The sequence below is a fragment of the Glycomyces sambucus genome (assembly GCF_900102815.1).
Classification (GTDB): Bacteria; Actinomycetota; Actinomycetes; order Mycobacteriales; family Micromonosporaceae; genus Glycomyces; species Glycomyces sambucus.
Genome location: NZ_FNGF01000004.1, coordinates 339727 through 355592, shown reverse-complemented (window position 1 = coordinate 355592; position 15866 = coordinate 339727). Strand labels below are relative to the sequence as shown.

At 72.7% G+C, this 15866-nt stretch carries 17 protein-coding genes; 8 read left to right on the top strand and 9 right to left on the bottom strand.

Annotated elements, in window-relative coordinates:
* The first annotated feature begins 54 nt into the window (after nucleotides 1-54).
* The 4 genes from BLS99_RS14150 (at nucleotide 55) to BLS99_RS14135 (ending at nucleotide 3932) form a co-directional block, all read left to right on the top strand.
* A complete protein-coding gene (locus BLS99_RS14150) occupies nucleotides 55-1359 on the top strand; it encodes an MFS transporter (protein WP_091050677.1) in 1305 nt (434 codons plus the stop codon).
* Nucleotides 1360-1464: 105 nt separating this feature from the next.
* Nucleotides 1465-1899 carry a CBS domain-containing protein gene (locus BLS99_RS14145; RefSeq protein WP_091050673.1) on the top strand — a complete coding sequence of 145 codons (435 nt, stop codon included), beginning with the start codon at nucleotides 1465-1467 and terminating at the stop codon, nucleotides 1897-1899.
* Between the two features lie 158 nt (nucleotides 1900-2057).
* The gene (locus BLS99_RS14140; protein WP_091050670.1) at nucleotides 2058-2363 is read left to right on the top strand and encodes a hypothetical protein; all 306 of its coding nucleotides are present in this window, start codon (nucleotides 2058-2060) and stop codon (nucleotides 2361-2363) included.
* Between the two features lie 159 nt (nucleotides 2364-2522).
* The gene (locus tag BLS99_RS14135) at nucleotides 2523-3932 is read left to right on the top strand and encodes an FAD-binding oxidoreductase (protein WP_091050667.1); all 1410 of its coding nucleotides are present in this window, start codon (nucleotides 2523-2525) and stop codon (nucleotides 3930-3932) included.
* On the opposite strand, the gene BLS99_RS14130 is transcribed toward BLS99_RS14135, so the two are convergent.
* Nucleotides 3926-4615: an SDR family NAD(P)-dependent oxidoreductase gene (locus BLS99_RS14130; protein WP_091050664.1), complete on the bottom strand. Its 690-nt coding sequence runs from the start codon at nucleotides 4613-4615 to the stop codon at nucleotides 3926-3928. The two genes, BLS99_RS14135 and BLS99_RS14130, sit on opposite strands and share 7 nt — an antisense overlap.
* 149 nt (nucleotides 4616-4764) lie before the next feature.
* Here BLS99_RS14130 and BLS99_RS14125 point away from each other — a divergent pair, with 149 nt between their 5' ends.
* Entirely contained in the window at nucleotides 4765-6483 is a 1719-nt protein-coding gene (locus BLS99_RS14125) for a dihydroxy-acid dehydratase (RefSeq protein WP_091050661.1), read from the top strand.
* 61 nt (nucleotides 6484-6544) lie between these two features.
* Here BLS99_RS14125 and BLS99_RS14120 read toward each other — a convergent pair whose 3' ends face one another.
* Together BLS99_RS14120 and BLS99_RS14115 are read right to left on the bottom strand one after the other, a co-directional pair.
* Nucleotides 6545-7156 carry a hypothetical protein gene (locus tag BLS99_RS14120; protein WP_091050657.1) on the bottom strand — a complete coding sequence of 204 codons (612 nt, stop codon included), beginning with the start codon at nucleotides 7154-7156 and terminating at the stop codon, nucleotides 6545-6547.
* 186 nt (nucleotides 7157-7342) lie between these two features.
* Complete coding sequence (locus tag BLS99_RS14115) at nucleotides 7343-7879, bottom strand: anthrone oxygenase family protein (protein WP_176953362.1); 537 nt, start codon at nucleotides 7877-7879, stop codon at nucleotides 7343-7345.
* Between the two features lie 80 nt (nucleotides 7880-7959).
* On the opposite strand from BLS99_RS14115, the gene BLS99_RS14110 reads away from it, so the two are divergent.
* Nucleotides 7960-8898: an AraC family transcriptional regulator gene (locus BLS99_RS14110; protein ID WP_091050651.1), complete on the top strand. Its 939-nt coding sequence runs from the start codon at nucleotides 7960-7962 to the stop codon at nucleotides 8896-8898.
* A gap of 18 nt (nucleotides 8899-8916) precedes the next feature.
* Nucleotides 8917-9057, top strand: coding sequence for a hypothetical protein (locus BLS99_RS26255; protein WP_176953361.1), 141 nt, complete (start codon nucleotides 8917-8919; stop codon nucleotides 9055-9057).
* 101 nt (nucleotides 9058-9158) lie between these two features.
* Here the strand turns inward: BLS99_RS26255 and BLS99_RS14105 are convergent, their stop codons facing one another.
* Both BLS99_RS14105 and BLS99_RS14100 read right to left on the bottom strand, forming a co-directional pair.
* The gene (locus tag BLS99_RS14105) at nucleotides 9159-10178 is read right to left on the bottom strand and encodes a hypothetical protein (protein WP_091050649.1); all 1020 of its coding nucleotides are present in this window, start codon (nucleotides 10176-10178) and stop codon (nucleotides 9159-9161) included.
* 22 nt (nucleotides 10179-10200) lie between these two features.
* Nucleotides 10201-10896 (bottom strand): sensor domain-containing protein, encoded by a 696-nt coding sequence (locus BLS99_RS14100; RefSeq protein ID WP_091050646.1) that lies wholly within the window; start codon nucleotides 10894-10896, stop codon nucleotides 10201-10203.
* A gap of 253 nt (nucleotides 10897-11149) precedes the next feature.
* Between BLS99_RS14100 and BLS99_RS14095 the strand changes: the two genes are divergently transcribed.
* A complete protein-coding gene (locus tag BLS99_RS14095) occupies nucleotides 11150-12712 on the top strand; it encodes a lipase family protein (protein WP_091050642.1) in 1563 nt (520 codons plus the stop codon).
* 19 nt (nucleotides 12713-12731) lie between these two features.
* Here the strand turns inward: BLS99_RS14095 and BLS99_RS14090 are convergent, their stop codons facing one another.
* From BLS99_RS14090 to BLS99_RS14075, 4 genes are read right to left on the bottom strand one after another with little or no spacing between them, the layout of a single operon-like run.
* Complete coding sequence (locus BLS99_RS14090) at nucleotides 12732-13211, bottom strand: hypothetical protein (protein ID WP_091050639.1); 480 nt, start codon at nucleotides 13209-13211, stop codon at nucleotides 12732-12734.
* 34 nt (nucleotides 13212-13245) lie between these two features.
* Nucleotides 13246-13566 (bottom strand): hypothetical protein, encoded by a 321-nt coding sequence (locus tag BLS99_RS14085; protein ID WP_143034801.1) that lies wholly within the window; start codon nucleotides 13564-13566, stop codon nucleotides 13246-13248.
* Nucleotides 13460-14989 carry a hypothetical protein gene (locus tag BLS99_RS14080; protein ID WP_091050634.1) on the bottom strand — a complete coding sequence of 510 codons (1530 nt, stop codon included), beginning with the start codon at nucleotides 14987-14989 and terminating at the stop codon, nucleotides 13460-13462. The genes BLS99_RS14085 and BLS99_RS14080 overlap by 107 nt, the downstream gene beginning before the upstream one ends.
* A complete protein-coding gene (locus BLS99_RS14075) occupies nucleotides 14986-15702 on the bottom strand; it encodes an ABC transporter ATP-binding protein (RefSeq protein ID WP_176953360.1) in 717 nt (238 codons plus the stop codon). The genes BLS99_RS14080 and BLS99_RS14075 overlap by 4 nt, the downstream gene beginning before the upstream one ends.
* Between the last annotated feature and the right edge of the window lie 164 nt (nucleotides 15703-15866).

Here is a 15866-nt window from a genome sequence, read left to right as displayed (position 1 = left end):
CAGACCGGTTCGAAGGCCATTCGATTCGACCGGCCACCCTTCTAGCCTCGTCTGATGCACACCAACCGTACTGCGGCCCTTCCCGATGCGTCAGGCCGCGCCATGCTCCGCAGCCCCGCGATCCGGGCCCTGCGCGCCGCCTGCGTCGCCGGCGGCTTCGCCCAGTCCCTGACCGGCACCGCCGGCGTCCTGCTCGTCGTCGACGTGACCGGCTCCGAGACGGCCGCGGGCCTGCCGCAGACCGTGCTCGTGGCGGGCTCGGCCGCCGCGGCGGCGTTCGCCTCCCGCCTGTCGATCCGCTTCGGACGCCGGCGGACCCTCTCCGCCGGGGCGGCGGTCGCGGCGGCGGGCTCGCTCGCCATCGCCGCGGCGGCCCTGACGTCCTCACTGGCGATCGTCCTCATCGGCTGCGCACTCCTCGGCGCCGGGACCGGGACGGTCATGCTCGGCCGGTACGCCGCCGCCGAGCAGGTGCCCGAATCCCTCCGCCCCAAGGCGATGGCCTCGATCCTGGCCGCGACCACCATCGGGGCGGTGGCCGGACCGAACCTGCTCGCCCCCGCGAGCCTGGCCGCCGAAGGGCTCGGCCTGCCCGGACTGGCCGGCCCGTTCGTCTTCGGGGCGCTGGCGTTCGCGGTCACCATCGCCATGCTGCGCACCGGACGGCTGCACGACGCCCCGCCCTCGGCACCCGCACCGGCGTCGGCGCCCGCGAACGACCGGTTCGCCTCGGCCGCAACGGGACTCGCCGTCCTGGCCCTGTCCAACCTGGTCATGGTCGGCGTCTCGACGATGGCGCCGGTGCACCTGGGCCACCACGGCGGCGGGCTGGAGACGGTCGGACTGGTCGTCAGCGCCCACGTCGCCGCCATGTTCGCCCCCTCGGTGCTCAGCGCGCACCTGGTCCAGCGCCTGGGCGCGGCCCGCACAGCAGCGCTGGCCGGCGTCGTCATGAGCGGCGCGTGCGTCATCCCCGCGACCGGCACCACCTCGCACTGGATGCTCGGGATCGCCATGGTGGTCCTGGGCGTCGGCTGGAACCTCGGGCTGGTCTCCGGCAGCGCGATGCTGACGGCGTCGCTGCCGCGGCAGGTGCGCGTCAAGCGCGAGGGCATGGGAGAGGTCGGCATGGGCACGGCCGCGGCACTCGCCGGGCTCGCGTGCGGTCCGCTGATGGCCTTCGGCGGCTACGTCATGCTCGCCATGGCCGGAGCGGTCGCCGCGGCCCTGATCCCCTCGGTGGTGATCCCCAGGAGCACGTCCAGGCGGGCCGCACCCGCCTCGCGGCGTCCGGTGGCGCCGCCCGCGTACGCGGGCGAGGTCGCCCGAGTGGTCCGCGCGGGCGACTCGCGCAGCTAGAGGCATCCCCGCGGCGCCGGGGACCGATGTCGCTTTGACGGTGTTCCTCCTGCCCTGGGTCGACTAATCTGGAGGGCTACCCGTCGCGCCTGCCGGAGGTCGTCCATGCGAATCAGTGACATCTTGCGAGCAAAAGGATCCACCGTCACGACCATCCGGCCGGAGGACCCGGTGCGGGTGCTGGTGGCCGAACTCGCCCGCCACAACATCGGTGCGGTCGTCGTGAGCGCGGACGGGTCCACCGTCGCGGGCATCGTCTCCGAGCGCGACGTCGCGCGGGGGCTCCACGAGGACCCGGCGCTGCTCGACGCGCCCGTCTCGCAGATCATGACCGGCGACGTGCACACCCGCGCCCCCGGCGACTCGATCGAGGACCTGATGCTCCTCATGACCGAGCGGCGCATCCGCCATGTCCCCGTGCTCTCCGGCAGCGGGGCGCTCGTGGGGATCGTGAGCATCGGCGACGTCGTCAAGGCCCGCATCAGCCGCCTGGAGTTCGAGAAGGAGCAGCTGGAGGGCTACATCTCCGGAGTGGGCTGATCCGGTGCGCCAGCGCGTCCTCCGGGACGGCGGTGCGGAGCCATGCGGCGACCGCCGCAGGCCGAGCCGGGAGCGGGTGGTTGACCCGCCGCGCCCGTATCGCTAGCCTCAAGGGCAGTCCCGAGATCCACTGTGCCCCAGAGTGAAGGAACCCAGTCATGCCGCAGCGCCCTTCACTGGTCGGTCCCGTCGTGGCGGTGGTGATCGGGCTGGCCGCCCTGATCGGCGGGTTCATCCAGGTGGAGCGCACGTCGTGGGTGTTCGACGGCGAGGTGGTCGAAGCCGACGACATCTGCTCCTACTACGACCTCGACGGTGAACTGCTGGAGCAGAACCGGTGCAGCAGCGTCGCGGACCTGGAGACCAGGACCGAGGCGATGAGCGGCTTCCTGAGCTTCTGCGGCGGCGTGCTGCTCGTGGTGGGCATCGGCTTGGGCGTCCGCGCGATCAGGGATCCGGGATGACGCCGAAGCGGCCCGCGTCGTTCGCGGCGGCGGTGCGGAGCGTGCCGATCCCCTTCGCCGCTTCCGCATAGACGTATCTGAGTTCGCTGATGTGAATCCGGTGTTTCCGGAGGTCCGCGGTAGTAGCATCTGAGGATGGGATCCGGTGCGGAACAAGGCATGAGCGGTCGTCGCGATGCGCTCCGTGCGGCGCTCGGGGACATCGTGGTGCTGACCGAGCCGGCGGCCGTGGAGCCGTACCGGCGGGACCGGGCGCTCGACCCCGGTGCCGGCGTGCCGCTCGCGGTGGTGCTGCCCGAGACCACCGCGCAGGTGCAGGCCGTCATGCGGTGGGCCTCCGAACACGGCGTGCCGGTGACCCCGCGCGGGGCCGGGACCGGGCTCTCCGGGGGCGCCACCGCGATCGAGGGCGGGATCGTGCTCGGCACCGAGCGGATGCGCGCCGTCCGGATCGACGTCGACACGCGCATGGCGGTCGTCCAACCCGGCCTGCTCAACGCCGAGGTCAAGGCCGCCGCCGCGGCGGCGGGCCTGTGGTACCCGCCCGATCCGGCGTCGTTCGAGATCTGCTCGATCGGCGGGAACGCGGCGACCAACGCGGGCGGCCTGTGCTGCGTCAAGTACGGCGTCACGGCCGACTACGTCCTCGGCGCCGAAGTGGTCCTCGCCGACGGTCGCGCGGTCGTCCTCGGTGGACCGAGGCTCAAAGACGTCGCGGGCCTGTCGATGCTGAAGCTCTTCGTCGGCAGTGAAGGCACCCTCGGCGTCATCACCGAGCTCACCCTCCGCCTCCTGCCCGCCCCGCCGCCCGCGCGGACCGTGGTCGCCTGGTTCGACGGCACCGAGCGGGCCGCCGCCGCGGTCTTCGCGATCGCCTCGCGCATCCGGCCCTCGATGCTCGAGTACATGGACCGCATCTCGGTCAACGCGGTCGAGGACGTCCTGCACATGGGTCTGCGCCGCGACGCGGCCGCGCTCGTCGTCGCCCGCTCCGACGACCAGCACCCCGGCGGCGCCGAGATCGCGGTCATGCTGCGCGCCTTCGCCGACCACGGCGCGACGGAGGCGTTCGAAGCCGATCCGGCCGCGGGGGAGCGGTTCGCGCAGGCCCGCCGCATGGCCATCCCCGCCGTCGAACGCCTCGGCCCGCTCCTCATGGAGGACGTCGGCGTGCCCCTGCCCCTGCTCGCCGACCTCGTCAAGGGCGTCGAGGCCATCGCGGCCGAGCGCGGGGTCGCGATCGCGTTCATCGCGCACGCCGGGGACGGCAACACCCATCCGCTCATCGTCCACGACCCCGCCGACCCCGACCTCACCGAGCGCGCCCGCCTCGCGTACGGCGAGGTCATGGACCTCGCGATCCGCCTGGGCGGCACCATCACCGGGGAGCACGGCGTCGGCCGCCTCAAGCGCCCCTGGCTCGCCGGCCAGATCGGCGACGACCTGCTCGGGATCTCGCGCGAGGTCAAGCGCGCGCTCGACCCCGGCGGCATCCTCAACCCCGGCGTGATCTTCGCGGCCGAAGTACCGGACGCACCAGGCGAACCAGCCGTGCCAGGCGCTCAGTAGGTCGCGCGGCCGCCGCTGATGTCGTAGACCGCGCCGGTCGAGAAGCTCACCCGCTCGGAGGCGAGCCACGCGACCAGCTCGGCGACCTCCTCGGGCCGCCCCACCCGCTTCATCGGGATCAGGCCCGTGATGTGCGCCAGCACCTCAGGGGCCGTCGCGTCGTTCATCGGCGTCGCGATCACCGCGGGCGCGATGGCGTTGACCAGCACCCCGGTCAGCGCGAGCTCCTTGCCCGCGGACTTCGTCAGCGCGATCACCGCGGCCTTCGACGCGGAGTACGGCGCCAGGCCCGGATTCCCGTCCTTGCCCGCGATGCTCGCGAGGTTGACCACGCGCCCCCAGCCGCGCTCGACCATCCCGGGGACGAACGCCCGCATGGCCCCGACCACGCCCAGCACGTTCACGTCCAGGACCCGGCGCCAGTCGGCCGCAGTCGATTCGAGCAGCGGCGCGTTGCCGCCGATGACCCCGGCGGAGTTCACGAGGACGTCGACCGGCCCCACCCGCGCCGCCGCCTCCGCGAGCGCCGTGTCGTCGGTGACGTCGAGCCGGATGTCGGCCCGGTCGTCGAGGTCGAGCGTGACGACCCGCAGCCCGTCCTCGCGCAGCCGGGCCGCGCTGGCGGCGCCGAGCCCGCTCGCACCCCCGGTGACGACCGCGACCTTGGGAGCGGATGCGCCCATGCTCTCCTCCTCGGTTCGGCCACAGGCAAACAGTGCGAATCCGGGACCGGGCCCGTCGAATACGAGATCGACACTCGCGTTGCACCCATGTTTACCGATATACTAGCCGCCATCGCCCCATCGATCCACCTTCCGGAGGTCGGCACAGCATGGACTCACGGCTCCGCAGCGCCGAATGGTACGAGGGAACCGACCGCAACGCCTACATCCACCGCGCCTGGATGCGGCGCGGCCTGCCCCAAAGCGCCTTCCACGGCCGCCCCCAGATCGCCATCGCCAACACCGCCTCCGAACTCGTCCCGTGCAACGCCCACCTCGACGAGGTCGCCCAGTCCGTCAAGCACGGCGTGTACGAGGCCGGCGGCATCCCCCTCAACCTCCCCGTGGTCGCCCCCGGCGAGACCCTGGTCAAACCCACGGCCATGCTGTGGCGCAACATGACCGCGATGGCCGCCGAGGAGATGCTGCGCGCCAACCCCGTCGACGGCGTCGTCCTCCTCGGCGGCTGCGACAAGACCATCCCCGCCCTGCTCATGGCCGCCGCCTCGGTCGACCTCCCTGCCGTCGTCGTCCCCGGCGGCCCGATGCTCACCGGCACCTTCCGCGGCGAGGCCCTCGGCTGCGGCACCGACGTGTGGCGACTCTCCGAAGAGGTCAGGGCCGGCACCCTCAGCGAAACCGACTTCCTCAAGTCCGAGTCGGCGACCATCAGGTCCAAGGGCCACTGCAACACCATGGGCACGGCGTCCACAATGGCGCTCGTGGCCGAAGCCCTCGGCATGGTCCCGCCCGGCCTCGCCGGCACCCCCGCCCCCGACGCGCGGCTCCTCGAAGCCGCCCACGAGACCGGCAGGCTCGCCGTCGACCTCATCGCCGCCGACCGCCGCCCCTCCACTTTCCTGACCGAGGCGAGCTTCCACAACGCGATCGTCGCGCTCGCGGCCATCGGCGGCTCCACCAACGCGGTGGTCCACCTCCTCGCCATCGCCGGGCGCCTCGGCATCGACCTCACCGTCGACGACTTCGACCGGATCGGCGCCGACGTGCCCCTCCTGGTCAACCTCCGGCCCGCCGGGAAGTACCTCATGGACGACCTCCACCGCGCCGGCGGCTTCGCGGCCGTCCTGCGCGAGGTCCGCGACCTCCTCGACCCCAACGCGCTCACCATCACCGGCGAACCGCTGGTGTCCTACCTGGACGACGCGCGGATCTGGGACGAGGACGTCATCTCCCCGCGCTCGCGGCCGCTCCAGGAGGCCGCCGGCATCACCGTGCTGCGCGGCGGCCTCGCCCCCGGCGGCGCGATCATCAAGCCCGCGGCCGCCTCCCCGCACCTGCTCCAGCACCGCGGGCGGGCGCTCGTGTTCGACTCGATCGAGGACTTCCGCGACCGCGTCGACGACCCGGACCTCGACGTGGACGCCGACACCGTCCTCATCCTGCGCGGCTGCGGCCCCAAGGGCTACCCGGGCATGCCCGAGGTCGCGAATCTGCCGCTGCCGAAGAAGCTGCTGGAGCAGGGAGTCCGGGACATGGTCCGCATCTGCGACGGCCGCATGAGCGGCACCGCCTACGGCACCGTCGTCCTCCACGTCACCCCCGAGGCCGCCGCGGGCGGGCCGCTCGCGCTGGTGCGCACCGGCGACCACGTGGTCCTCGACGTCCCCAACCGCCTGCTCGACCTCGACGTGCCCGCCGACGAACTCGCCGCGCGCGTCCCGAACGAGGCCACTGTGGACGGTTACGCGAAACCCGCCCGCGGCTGGGAGCGCCTGTACATCGACCACGTCACCCAGGCCGACACCGGCGCCGACCTCGACTTCCTCCAGGGATCGAGCGGCGCGGAGGTCCACCGCGAGTCCCACTGAGCGCACAGCGAACGACCCCGCGGCCGGACCGGCCGCGGGGTCGCCTTGTTCAACGAACTGCTCAGAGCAGGAGGGACATCAGGACGAGCTGCACCGCGATGAGGACGTCGACCACGGCGCACCATTCGGCGCCGGTGCGGGCGACCCCGGCGTTGGCGCGGTGGTGGGCGATGTCCCAGATGCCGTGGGCGAACCAGCCCGCGGCCACGGCGTAGAGGGCGGTGTCGAAGTCCGCGGCGTTGAGTGCGGTCGCCGAAAGCGCGGCGAAGACCGCGAGGCCGGCGATCTGGAGCAGGAACGCGGGCTCGACGAGGCGGCCCCGGATCGTCCCCCACACGACCGCGGCGAGCGAGATCGAGAGGAGGACCACGGACGGGTCGACCGCGTCCTGGAAGCGGAGCCCGACGAAGAGGGCGATCGCGCCGCCCAGGACCCACCAGGTGAGGTTGCGCCTGCCGGTGGCGCCGATGACGACGTACCACAGGGGGAGCAGGAGCATCGCCACGGCGAAGGAGTCGACGAGGCCGCGCGTGGGCTCGTCGGTGAAGCCGGGGATGCTCACGAGGATCGCGAGGAGGGTGGGCCAGCGTCGGATCAAGGCGTGCTTGAGTCCGCGGCCCTGCGGGGTCGAGGTGTCGGCGGGGTGGTCGGACATGGCGGTCACGTCGCTCATCGATGCCTCCGGGTGAGATGATCAAGATCACACTAGCGGCACCCGAATCGCGGCGCCAGGCCGCTGTCGACCGGTAAACATCGCGACCGACGCACCGCCCGATTCGTAGCGATTGCGTTGCCGCTCAACGCCGACCGGCCGGATCCTGCTCGTCACCCGGGACGGCGACCGCGACCCTCGATGCCGTCATCGGCGCTGGTGGGTGACGAGGGTCCAGGCGAGGCTGGCGAAGGCGGTCAGGGTGGCGAAGGCGCGCACGGTGTTCCAGGCGGCCCAGCGGGCTTCGTCGAGGATCGCCCGGGCGGCCGTGTAGTCGGCGTCGGTGTCGAGTTCGGTGATCGATCGGAGCTGCTGGTTGAGGGGTTCGTTGACGCCCATGGTGATCACGACGGAGACGAGGTAGGCCGCGAGGGCCACCGACAGCCAGACCAGGGTGGCGCGCCGGCCGGAGCGCAGATGGAGGACCAGGGCGAGGGCGATGAGGAGGAGCGAGCCGGTGAACTCGACGCCGAGGAACAGCGGGTTCATGATCGCGGCGTCGAGCGCCTGGAAGGCCGTCACGAAGGTGCGGTCGTCCACGTCGCCGAGACCGGGCATGATCGTGTTCGACCAGTCCGTGTAGACGCCGGCGGTCATGCCGGTGGTCACGGTGGCGAGGAGCAGGACGCCGGTGCGCAGCGGGTGCCGGACCGGGCGGGCGAGGGTGTTCGGTGCTGTCGTCATGTCTTTATCAAAGCCGACGCCGCTGCGATCATCCATAGCTCACAGACGCGATTCCATTCGAATTCGTCTACGCTCATCGGATGGACCCGGTCACCGCCCTCCTCGACGCCCCTCGCGCGCAAGGCGCCTTCCTGCTGCGGGTGACGATGTCGCCGCCGTGGTCGGTGCGCATCGAGGACGAGGCGCCGCTGACCGTGGTCGCCGTGACCTCGGGTTCGGCCTGCTACGCGCCCGACGAGGGCGATCCGGTCGAACTGCTCCCGGGCGACCTGCTGCTCATCGCCAGGCCTGACCCGTACCTGTTCGCCGACAATGCCGACCGCCCGCCCCAGGCGGTCATCCACCTGGGCGGCCGGTGCGAGACGCCCGCGGGCGCCAGCCTCGAGCTCCCCATGCGGCAGGGGGTCCGCACCTGGGGCAACGCCGCGGCGGGCCGCGACACCATGCTCGTGGGCACCTACCCGAGCGTGGGCGAAGCCGGGTCGCGGCTCCTCGGCGTGCTGCCGCCCACGATCCTCGTGCGCCGGGCCGACCACCGCACCGGCCTCATCGCACTGCTCGCCGAGGAGATCAACGGCGAAGGCGTCGGCCAGGCCAGCCTCCTCGACCGGCTCCTGGACGGCCTCACCGTCACCGCGATCCGCCACTGGGTCGAAGCCTCGGCCGAGAACCCGCCCGGCTGGCTCAGCGCCGGCGCGGACCCCGTCGTCGGGGCGGCCCTGGACCTCATGCACGACGAGACCGCCGAACCCTGGACCGTCGCCTCCCTGGCCCGCCGCGTCGGCCTCTCCCGCGCCGGTTTCGCCCGGCGCTTCACCGCCGCCGTCGGCGAACCGCCGATGTCCTATCTGACCGCGTGGCGCCTGGCGCTCGCAGCCGACCGGCTCCGCCACGACGACACCCCGGTCTTCCGCGTCGCCGCCGACGTCGGCTACCGCAGCCAGTTCACCTTCAGCACCGCCTTCAAACGCCACTACGGCGCCAGCCCCCTCGCCTACCGCCAGCGCGCGAGCGCCTGACGCCGCTGTCGAGCGAAATTGGCTGGGGTCGTTGCCGTTGCGGGCCAAGCGTTCGACTACCCGTCGGAGGTCGCGGAGGACGAGCGGCGGCTCGACTACTCGTTCGGTCTGGAGCGCATTCTGGACGGTGTCGACCGGCTCATCGGCCGGGCGTCCTAGCCGGTCAGTGCATCGGCTGCGCGAGCGAGCCGTCGACGCCGAACGCGGCCACCAGCGGCAGCGTGTGCGGCGCCAGGTCCACGACCGCCGGCGCCGCACCGTCATGCCTTGGGGGAACTGGAAACCGCCGAGTGCTCGCGCTTGCGCACCAGCCGGGCCAGCCATAGCAGCGCGAGGACTTCGGCGGCGATGGTGACCACCGCTGTGACCAGGCCCGCGGTCCCGTGGCCGGGGACCATGAACGCCGTGTGCGCGACCATCGCGCCGCCCACGAGCCACAGTCGGTGGGCGTCGCCCCAGCCAGGATCGGCCGCCCAGCGGCGCAGCAGCACGATCGTCGCCGCGCCCACCGCGAGCGAGCCCAGCAGCGGCAGGACGAGCGGCACGGCGTCCCCGAAGACCGGCCCGCCCGGCCGCAGGCCCGCGGGCATGAGCAGCCCCAGGAACACGAGCGTGGCGGCGGCACCGAAGGGGCCCAGCCAGATCGGACGCGACGGCAGTGGTCGCGCCGCGGCGGCGCGGCCCGGAAGGACCTTCAAGGCGACCACGGCCAGCACCGCGATCACCGCGGCGAACGCGATGAGCGCGCCGACCGGCGCCTGATAACCAGGGTCCTGGGTGGCCGCGATCCCGAACCGCAGCCCGGCCACGCCGAGCACCGCGGCCGCAGCCGCGACGACCAGCCCGCCCGTGCGCAGGTACGGGCGCGACCGGTGCCGCGGGAACAGCATGTCCATGAGCAGCAACGGGATCAGCACGCTGAACACGACGTGGACGCCCACCTGCGCCAGCCAGTACGTGCCGTTGAACCCGAGGAACCGCAGGCTCCACTCGGCCGCGTCGTACATCGTCGGGCTCGTCAGCGCTTGGAGCCCGAGCCCGTCCTCCGCGAGCTCGTACGCCAGCCCGAGCGCCACCAGGCTCGGCCAGCCGCCGCCCGCGCGGACCACCGCCTCGCGGATCAGCAGCACGCCCGCGCCGTACATCGGGATCAGCAGCGGCAGCGCGATCCACGTCTGCGGCACCGCGACCGCGGTGAACGTCAGCTCGGCGCACAAGGGCGCCAGCACGACCAGTGTCCAGGCGGCCTTGATCCGGCCGCGCGACCCGTTGTCCTCCATGGGTTTCTCCTCTCGTTCGGGTTCAGACGGCGAGGCGCTGGCGGGCGCGGGCGACGGCGTCGCCGACCACCGGGGGCCGGACCTCGTCGGCGGGGGAGGTGAGCAGGGCCGCGTCGACCGCGGACTGCATCTTCGCGAGGCCGCGCAGGACCACCGGCTGGAGCATCGAGAACACGAAGCTCCCGATGCCCGCGAGGGTCGTGGCGTCGGAGTACGCGTCGCCCCAGCCGAGCCAGGTGGTCGCGTACTCCATGCCGTCGGTCTCCACATGGCGGCGGATGAGCCAGCCGTAGAGCGGATAGAGCGTCACGGCGAGGGTCACGGCCCACCAGGTCACGCCCGCGACGAACCCGAAGAGCGCCACCGGGAACTGGACCGCGGCCCACACCAGGTCCTTCCACGACCGAGGGTCGGTCAGCGGGGCCAGGAAGCGGCGCATGCGGCCCGCGTCGCCCGGAGCCCGCTTGTACCGGGGCCGGGCGACCGGGCGGCGCAGCAGCGCCGCGAGGCGCCCGCGGGCGGCGGCGCTGAGGCCGCGCACCGCGTACAGGGTCGCCGCGAGGATCGGCACGCCGACCCACACGGCCACGGTGCCGACCCCCGCGGCGAAGGCCGCCACCCCGACCGCGAAGGCGGCCAGCGCGATCGGGAAGGCGGTGCACAGATACGCGGTGTCGGCCGCGACCTGCTTGACGACCTTGACGTAGAGCTGCTTCATGCGACCGGCCCGCCCTCGGTGTCGGATGCGTACGCTGTATCGGTTCTCATGCCCCCAGACTCCCGCACGAGCACGACGATTTCCACCCAAAAGGTGATGAAGTGTACTAGGGCGCGAGCAGTCGACCTAGTGCACTCGCCCCGGCGCCGTCTGGACGGATGCGGCGCTCGCGGCGCCCGGTGCGGCGGTTGAGGGTGGTGCGGAAGGGCCCCATGTCCTCTCCTTGAACCGTCTCGACTCGACGGAGGACCACATGACCTGGGCACCTGGGGCGCTCGTGCGGCACCGGCCGCTGCCGCGCCGGTTCTGGCCCGACGAGGCGTCGGCCGCGCACCGGATCTTCTACCGCGGCTTCGGCTACGACGGCGAACGCCGCCTCGTCTCCGGCTCCGCGTTCCTCCCCGCCGGACGGGCGCCCGGGTCCGGCTGGCCGGTCGTGGCCTTCGCCCACGGCACCACGGGCCTGTCGAACGCCTCCGCGCCCTCCCGGTCGGGCTTCTCCCGCCTCGAACGCGACCACATCGGGCGCTGGCTCGCGGCCGGGTACGCCGTCGCCGCGACCGACTACGAGGGCCTGGCCACGCCCGGCCCGCACCCGTACTTCAACGGCGAGGCGGTCGCCGACGACGTCGTGGACGCCGTCCGCGCGCTCCGCGGCCTCGGGCACCCGATCGCCGACGCCTGGCTCGTCGCCGGGTTCAGCCAGGGCGGGCACGCCGCGATGCACGTCGCCAACATCGCCACCGGCTACGCCCCCGAGCTCGACTTCCGCGGCACCATCGCACTCGCGCCCGCCGCGTGCGTCGCCGACCTCGTCGCGCACCTCACCGCGGACGGCGCGGGCCCGCTCTCGCCGATCACGATCCTCACCCTCGCGGGCGTGGCCGTCACCCATCCCGACTTCGACGTCGCCGACACCCTCACGCCGGTCGGGGCCGCGCTCGTCTCCCGGGCCGCCGGGGCGACGCTCAGGGACATGTTCCGGGCGGTCCGCGGCCTCACCAACGACGCCGCCGGGACCACCGGCGTGGCCGCCGTCCCCGACGTGGCCGAAGTCCTTGCGGCCGTGAGCGTCCCGGTGACCTACCTCGACCGGCCCGTGTTCATCGCCGCCAGCCGCGCCGACGAGGTCCTGCCGTTCGGCCCGGTCCGCGCGTTCGCCGCCGCACTGCGCGAGGCCGGCGCCTCGGTCCTCGACGTGCCGCACGACAGCGCCTCGCACGCCGGGATGCTCGCCGCCGGCCATCCCAGCGCGCTCGCGTTCGGACTGGCGCACCTGGCCGCCGAAGCCGCCGCGATCGAGGTCGCCGCGCACCGCTTCGACCTGCTCGACCAGTCCCGCGACGGGCGCCTCGCCCGCGACGACTACGACGCGTTCGCCCTGCGCCTGGCCCGCTCCCTCGGCCACGCCCCGCGCTCGCCCGAGGCGGTCGCGGTGCGCGAGGGCTACCGCCGGCTGTGGAACGCCGTGCGCACGGCCGCCGACACCGACGGGAGCGGCACGGTCGCCGCGGCGGAGTACCGCGCCTGGGTCGCGGGGCGATCGCGTCATGAGGGGTTCGCCGCGGCCGTGCGCCCGCTCGCCGCGGCCGTCATCGCCCTCGTGGACGCCGACGGCGACGGCGTCCTCGACCGGACCGAACTCGCCCGCCTCCTCATCGCCTGCCGCCAGGAACCCGCCGAGGTCGAGCGCACCTGCCGGGCCCTGGACCTGGACGGCGACGGCAAGGTGAGCGCCGAGGAACTGGTGGAGGCGGTGCGCGGCTTCTGCACCGGCGAGGACCGCCCCGGCGCCTGGCTCTTCGGCCGCTTCTGACGCTGAGGCGCCCGGTGTCTCAGCGGCCGACGTCGAGGAGGCGCGGACCCGCGAGCAGGCCCTTCACGAGGGCCGTGCCGTCGCCGAAGAGGGGGAGCAGGAACAGGACGTGCCCGAGGTACCACCACGAGAGCGGGCGCGTGGCCTCATGCACCGCGAGGGCGGCGCCCGCGAGGACGCACGCGAGCGGGCCCGCCGCGGCCACGGCCGCCGTCTGCCATCCCGTCATGCGGCCGCGGGGGACCACCGAAATGCGGGCGGGCGTGCGCTCGACCGTCACCGAGGCGACCGTCGGGATGCGGTGCAGCAGTAGGGCGTGGACGCACTCGTGGAGGGCGAACGAGGCCGTGAGGCCCGCGGTGGCGGCGAGGAAGATCCACGCCGCCACCGGGAGCTGGGTCGTGTCGCCGCTGACCGCCGCCCAGCCGAGCGCCGCCGCGAGGATCAGCGAGGCGAGCGCCAGCAGCGGCCAGACCTGCGCGGCCACCGCGAGCGCCACGCCCCGGAGGGAGGCTCCGGAGCGGGCGCCGCGGCTACTCACCGCGCTGCGCCAGGAGCTGGCGGCGGCGCGTCTGGAGCGTGTCGAGGATGATCTGGACGAGGGCGATGAAGGCCGCGACGACCGCGAAGATCACCGCCAGCGGGACGAATCCGTCGACGCCCATGGTGGCGCTGGTGGAGTTCGCGCTGGCCTCGGTGACCTCGAAGTACACGGCGTCGAAGAGCGCGGTCTTGCGGACCGGCTCGTCACCGGTCGTGGAGAACATGAGCAGCATCAGCGACACGACGGTCGCGGCGAGGGTGATGACCAGCGCGCTCCCGAGCGACACCAGGATGATTCGGAACTTCTTCACGGTTGCTCCTCTTGGATTCGTTGTCGTGGATCTCGACGATCGAGTGGGCGGCGACCGCCGCCGCGCAGCAGGCGATGACGGCCCGGGTGACGGCCGCGGGCAGGTCGAGCATGCCGAGGCCGATCGCGATGAGCCCGAACACGACCGCGGCGCAGGCGATGCCGAGCAGGATGGAGAACGGGTTGTTCCTCTCCGAGGGGAAGACGACCGACACCCAGACGGTCAGGACGATCCCGGCGAACGCGCCGAGCAGCGGCATCGCCGAGTCCGTCATCGCCGCCGGGTCGACGAGGGCCCCGATGAGGAACTGCGGCACCGCGAACGCGGCGATGAGCAGGACCTGGCCCTTGCACAGCCGCGCGTAGACCAGGCCCGCCGAGCGGGTCGCGATCGGCAGGCGCCGCAGCGGCTCGGTACCCGAGTAGTGGTACAGGCCCGCCGTCGACAGCGCCACCAGGCTCCACATCGGATTGATCCCGGGCCCGGCGATGAGCAGGTAGGCGTACAGCACCACGGTGACGACCGCTGCGACCGCGGTCTGGGAGTTGCGCACCAGGCAGTAGTCGTACGCATGCAGCACCCGGCGCGCGTACGGTTCGGTGAACAGCGACAGGAACTTCGACTGGCGCACGTACTGGTCCGGCGTCAGCGCCAGGTTCGCGCCGACGAGGGCCACGACGGCGGCCGGCGACGCGGCCAGCGCCAGGACCGGGCTCCGGTCCCACAGCCACGCGACCGCGTTCTGCCACAGGAACACCCCGCCGCCGTCGAAGTACCCGTCGGTGATCGCCACGATGGTCGCGTTCATCGTCGTCGAGTACCACACCAGCAGTATGAACAGGACGATGACCGACAGGAGCCCGGCGATGTTCCCCAGCCTGAGCAGGGTCCAGAAGCGCACCAGCAGGTGGTGCAGCACCCCGAGTCCCAAGTAGACCACCGCGGCCGGGACGGCGAAGGCCGTGACGAGGTACGGCAGCGCCGAAACACCCATGAGCGCGATCGAGGACACCGCGAGCGCCGCGAACCCCAGGGCCGTCACGCACCCGGTGATCGCGGCCTCGTACATCAGGAACGCCAGCGCCCGTTCGCGATTGGTGACCGGCAGCTGGTAGGTCAGCTCCAGCATGTCCGCCGCGTTGATGAACAGCACCTTCACGACCAGGAACGCGCCCATCGCCCACAGCACCAGCGAGACCGTGCTGATCCGGAACATCAGGTCCCACAGCTCCGGGGAGAGCGCCAGCGGCTCCAGGAACAGGTACGCCGCGGCGCACAGCACCCCGAACAGCGTGAGCGCCAGGACCGCGGCGCCCGCGCGGACCGCCCTGGCGCGCAGCAGGCCTACGCGCAGCACCCGGCGGCGGAAGAACAGCAGCAGCAGGCCGGCCAGGTGCGCCGACTGCCGCATCCGCAGGTTCACCGCTCGCCCGATTCGAGGTAGCCGTAGACCATCCGCTCCAGCGACCCGTGCTCGGCGACGAGGTCGGCCGTGGGTGCGTTGTAGACGACGCGGCCGCGGTCGAGGAACACGACCTCGTCGGCGAGCCGTTCGAGCACCGGGAAGTCGTGCGTGCACAGCAGCACCGACAGGCCCTCGTCGCGCAGGCCAGCGAGCTCCTTCTCCGCCAGGTGCAGCGCTTCGAGGTCGACGCCGTTGAGCGTCTCGTCGATGACGGTGAGGCGGCGGCGCACCATGAGCGCCACCATCAGCTGCGTCTTCTTGCGCATGCCGTGCGAGTAGTCCTCGACGAGGTCGTCGTAGCGCCCGTCCATCCCGAAGCGCGAGAACAGCTCCAGGGCCTCCTCGCGGTCCACTTCGAGCCCGTAGAACCTCGCGATCATCGCCGCGTACTCGGCGGCCGTCAGGAACTCGGGCAGGTAGTCGTTGCTGGACAGGTAGACCGCCTTCCGCTTCGCGTCCGGTGCGGCGTGGGGGCTCCCGTCGATCGTGATCGTCCCCGCCTGCGGGCGCAGCAGGTCGAACACGTTCTTGATGAGCGTCGACTTGCCGGACCCGTTGGGCCCCAGCAGGCCGACGATCGATCCGCGCGGGACGGCGAAGCCGACCCCGTCCAGGGCCCTCGCGTCCCGCCCGTACGAGTGGGTCAGGCCGGTGATCTCCAGGTCGTTCACGTTGTCCCGCTCCTCGGCGATGCGGTCGGATACGATGGTCGCGGAAGGGTCCGCCCGTCCGGCCCGATGTGACGGCGAGGCCGATCGCGCCCGGCATGGCGCTCGCGGCTCCGAATCGGACGAACCCTCCGCGTTGATGAGACTGACGTGTCAGCCCACGGGGT

Bases quoted from the DNA above. Each gene is read 5' to 3' on its own strand.
- BLS99_RS14150 (WP_091050677.1), top strand. From the start codon at position 55: ATGCACACCAACCGTACTGCGGCCCTTCCCGATGCGTCAGGCCGCGCC.
- BLS99_RS14145 (WP_091050673.1), top strand. From the start codon at position 1,465: ATGCGAATCAGTGACATCTTGCGAGCAAAAGGATCCACCGTCACGACC.
- BLS99_RS14140 (WP_091050670.1), top strand. From the start codon at position 2,058: ATGCCGCAGCGCCCTTCACTGGTCGGTCCCGTCGTGGCGGTGGTGATC.
- BLS99_RS14135 (WP_091050667.1), top strand. From the start codon at position 2,523: ATGAGCGGTCGTCGCGATGCGCTCCGTGCGGCGCTCGGGGACATCGTG.
- BLS99_RS14130 (WP_091050664.1), bottom strand. From the start codon at position 4,615: ATGGGCGCATCCGCTCCCAAGGTCGCGGTCGTCACCGGGGGTGCGAGC.
- BLS99_RS14125 (WP_091050661.1), top strand. From the start codon at position 4,765: ATGGACTCACGGCTCCGCAGCGCCGAATGGTACGAGGGAACCGACCGC.
- BLS99_RS14120 (WP_091050657.1), bottom strand. From the start codon at position 7,156: ATGAGCGACGTGACCGCCATGTCCGACCACCCCGCCGACACCTCGACC.
- BLS99_RS14115 (WP_176953362.1), bottom strand. From the start codon at position 7,879: ATGACGACAGCACCGAACACCCTCGCCCGCCCGGTCCGGCACCCGCTG.
- BLS99_RS14110 (WP_091050651.1), top strand. From the start codon at position 7,960: ATGGACCCGGTCACCGCCCTCCTCGACGCCCCTCGCGCGCAAGGCGCC.
- BLS99_RS14105 (WP_091050649.1), bottom strand. From the start codon at position 10,178: ATGGAGGACAACGGGTCGCGCGGCCGGATCAAGGCCGCCTGGACACTG.
- BLS99_RS14100 (WP_091050646.1), bottom strand. From the start codon at position 10,896: ATGAAGCAGCTCTACGTCAAGGTCGTCAAGCAGGTCGCGGCCGACACC.
- BLS99_RS14095 (WP_091050642.1), top strand. From the start codon at position 11,150: ATGACCTGGGCACCTGGGGCGCTCGTGCGGCACCGGCCGCTGCCGCGC.